The 3,125-nt window shown below is 75.3% G+C and carries 4 protein-coding genes; 2 read left to right on the top strand and 2 right to left on the bottom strand.

Annotation, left to right across the window (positions count from 1 at the left end; translation table 11 throughout):
- The first annotated feature begins 292 nt into the window (after nt 1–292).
- Together AB0L40_RS27395 and AB0L40_RS27390 are read left to right on the top strand one after the other, a co-directional pair.
- Nucleotides 293–898, top strand: a complete 606-nt coding sequence (locus AB0L40_RS27395; protein ID WP_364361910.1) for a phage holin family protein — start codon at nt 293–295, stop codon at nt 896–898.
- Nucleotides 888–1,112: a hypothetical protein gene (locus AB0L40_RS27390; RefSeq protein WP_036726407.1), complete on the top strand. Its 225-nt coding sequence runs from the start codon at nt 888–890 to the stop codon at nt 1,110–1,112. Before AB0L40_RS27395 ends, AB0L40_RS27390 begins: the two co-directional genes overlap by 11 nt.
- 54 nt (nt 1,113–1,166) lie before the next feature.
- Here AB0L40_RS27390 and AB0L40_RS27385 read toward each other — a convergent pair whose 3' ends face one another.
- Both AB0L40_RS27385 and AB0L40_RS27380 read right to left on the bottom strand, forming a co-directional pair.
- Nucleotides 1,167–2,039 (bottom strand): DegV family protein, encoded by an 873-nt coding sequence (locus tag AB0L40_RS27385; RefSeq protein ID WP_364361907.1) that lies wholly within the window; start codon nt 2,037–2,039, stop codon nt 1,167–1,169.
- Between the two features lie 335 nt (nt 2,040–2,374).
- Nucleotides 2,375–3,010, bottom strand: a complete 636-nt coding sequence (locus tag AB0L40_RS27380; protein WP_364361905.1) for a hypothetical protein — start codon at nt 3,008–3,010, stop codon at nt 2,375–2,377.
- Between the last annotated feature and the right edge of the window lie 115 nt (nt 3,011–3,125).

Genomic DNA, 3,125 nt, shown 5'->3' with positions numbered 1-3,125 from the left:
AGAGGCGCTCGATGAACGTGATCGGGGACTGCTGTACATGTCCGCTATGTTCTGTCCAGGCGCTTGACATTTAGCGCGTTGCTGTACAGACGAGGAGGAGCACGATGATGGAAGACGCCGGCCGCCGCCGGCCTGCCGCCGCAGTGGGGCGACCCGGACGCCGCCGAGTCCGGCCCGCAGCCGACCAACCAGGCCTCCAACCTCTGGGGCCTCGCCCCGGAGGACCGTCCCGAGGTGCTCCTCGGGGCCGCCCTCGCGGGCGGCGTGCTGGCCGCGATCCTGGTCCGGACCCTTGCGCGGCGCTGACGATCGGCGCCGCGGCGCCGAGGACGCCCGTGAGGCGTCCCTCAAGTCCGTCGTCGAGCACCTCGCCAACGTCACGGAGCGGTCGCAGCACATCGTCCGCGACGAGATCGAGCTGGCGAAGGCCGAGGTCGCGCAGAAGGTCGGCTCCATCGGCCGCGGCGCGGCCGTGGGGGCCGCGGCGGGCGTGTTCATCGCGCTCGGCGGGCTGTTCTTCCTGCACGGCCTGTCGTTCCTGTTCGCGTACGCGATCTTCGGCAACGACAAGATCTTCTGGGGCTACTTCCTCACGGCCGCGCTGCTGTTCCTGCTGGCGGCCGTCGGCGGGCTGCTCGCCTTCAAGTTCGTCAAGAAGGGCGCCCCGCCGGTGCCGACGATGGCGATCGACGAGGCGCGGCTGATCCGCGAGAGCGTCCAGGGCGCCGCGTCGGGCCCCCACCCGGAGCCCGCCCACGGCCCGTCGCGGACGCTGGGCACCCCGGCGGACCGTCGGTCGGAGTCCTCGACGTCCGCCGTCCAGAAGCCGCCGGTGGCCACCGTGCTCCCGACGGCCGACGAGAAGCCCACCCCGAAGGACGGCGCCGATGAGTCCTAGCCGCACCCCCGAGGAGATCCGCCGGTCCCTCGAGGAGAACCGCAAGGAGCTCACCAACTCCATCGAGCTCCTGAAGAGCGACGTCACGGAGCTGTCCGACTGGCGCGGCCACGTCCGCCGCAACCAGAAGGCGGCCGTGATCGGCGTCGCCGTCGCCGGGTTCGTCCTGGCCGGCGGCATCGGGGGCCTCACCGGCCTCCTCCGCCGCCGCTAGCGGACGCACCGATGACCGAGACGCGGCCCGCCTCCGAGCGGGTCGCGGCCGTTCTCAGCCCTGCAGCATCGCCGCCGGCACGCCGCCGACGCCGAGCAGGCCCGGGCCGACGTGGGCACCGATGACCGGGCCGATCTCGCTGATGAAGAGCGGCGGGGTGCCGATGATCGCCTCGGACGCGTCGGCCAGCCGCTGGGCCTCGTCGGGGGCCTGGATGTGCTGGACGCACCAGCAGTCCTTACCGTCGGCCTTGAGCGCCTCGGCGACCGCGATCATGCGGTCGAACGCCCGGCGCGACGTGCGGACCTTCTCGATCGGCGTGATCTCGCCGTCGAGCGTGAGGATCGGCTTGATCTTCAGCGCGCCGCCGATCCACGCCTGAGCGCTGCCGATGCGGCCGCCGCGGCGCAGGTACTCGAGCGTGTCGACGGCGAAGACGAACTTGCGCTGCATGTTCGCGATGACGTCGTTCGCCCGCCGCACGGCGGCGTCGAGGTCGCCGCCGGCGTTCGCCACGGCCGCGGCGGCGAGCACCGGGTAGCCGAGCGCGCCGCACGCCAGGCGCGAGTCGACGACCTCGATGCGGCCGGGCCCGCCGGCGTTCTCGACGGCGATCTCGGCGGCCTGCCGGGCGCCCTCGTACGTGCCGGAGATGCCGCCGGCCAGGTGGATCGAGACGATGTCGTGCCCGGCGGCGAGGAGCGGCTCGTAGACGGCGAGGAAGTCGCCCGGCGACGGCTGCGACGTCGACGGCAGGTCCTGCTGGTCGCGGAGCCCGGCGTAGAACGCGTCGAGGTCGGTGATCTCGAGCTCGCGCTCGGCGCTCGCCCCGCGCGTCACGTACAGGCTGACCTCGTGGATCCCGCGGTCGGCCACGAGCTCGCGGGGGAGGTAGTGCGTGGAATCGGTGACGACCGCGACGGACATGCCCGCCAGCCTAGTCCGTCGTCCGGGACGGGCCGGTGCACCCTGCGGGTGGCCCGTGCCCCGCCGAGGCCCGCCGCGTCCGGACCCGAGACACACGGGTCGGGGCCCGCACCCTGCGGGTGGCCCGTGCCCCGCCGAGGCCCGGTGCGTCCGGACCCGAGACGCACGGGTCTGGGCCCGCACCCTGCGGGTGGCCCGTGCCCCGCCGAGGCCCGGTGCGTCCGGACCCGAGACGCACGGGTCGGGGCCCGCACCCTGCGGGTGGCCCGTGCCCCGCCGAGGCCCGGTGCGTCCGGACCCGAGACGCACGGGTCGGGGCCCGCACCCCATCCCCGTCAGCGCGTGGCCAGGAGCAGCGCCAGCAGCACGTGCTCGCCGCCCGCGGACTGCCGGCGGAAGGCGGGGGAGAAGCCGACGCTCAGGACGTGCCCGGCGCCGACGGGCTCGTCGACGACGAGGGCCCGGCCGGCCACCCCGGCGCCCGACCCGTGGCCGCCCGAGGGCGCGAGGTCGTCGCCGGTGCCCGCCCGCAGCGACACTGCCGCGCCGGGCGGGACGACGAGCCCGGGCTCCCCGGCGACGATCACGGAGGTCGGGCCGCCGAGCTCGCGGCCGACCGGGTCGGTCCCGGGGACGGCGTGGATGGCGACGGCGGCGGTGCCGTTCGGCGTCTGCGTCCGCACGGCGGTGATCCCGAGCGCCCGGGCGGTGTCGACGCCCTCCTGGCCGACGGCGACGACGGTGCCGCCCCCGCGCACGAAGCCGTCGACGGCGGCGCGCAGCGCGGGGGACGGCGCGCCGCCGGGGAGCGCGGCGGGCCCGAGCAGCAGGTGGGTCGTCCCGGGCGGCAGCCCCTGGTCCAGCTGGGCCGGTGCGACGACGGTGGGCGAGACGCCCGCGGCGCGCAGGGCGCCGGTGGTCCAGCCGGCCGGTCGGTCGGAGACCGGCAGCGACGCGGGCGGGCCGGTCATCAGCGGCGTCGGGTCGGCCAATATAAATAGGCAGGAATGAGGACGACGACGTGACCCTGTCCCGCGCGCAACAGGTGGCCGCCGCCATCGAAGACGGCCTGATGGCCGCGCGCGC

The sequence above is a fragment of the Patulibacter sp. NPDC049589 genome, assembly GCF_040675535.1.
Classification (GTDB): domain Bacteria; phylum Actinomycetota; class Thermoleophilia; order Solirubrobacterales; family Solirubrobacteraceae; genus Patulibacter.
Note: the sequence above shows the minus strand (reverse complement) of the source record. Positions and strands in the feature narration are given on the sequence as shown.

Excerpts from the sequence above, each read along its gene's own strand:
- AB0L40_RS27380 (WP_364361905.1), bottom strand. The coding sequence starts at position 3,010 with ATGACCGGCCCGCCCGCGTCGCTGCCGGTCTCCGACCGACCGGCCGGC.
- AB0L40_RS27385 (WP_364361907.1), bottom strand. The coding sequence starts at position 2,039 with ATGTCCGTCGCGGTCGTCACCGATTCCACGCACTACCTCCCCCGCGAG.
- AB0L40_RS27390 (WP_036726407.1), top strand. The coding sequence starts at position 888 with ATGAGTCCTAGCCGCACCCCCGAGGAGATCCGCCGGTCCCTCGAGGAG.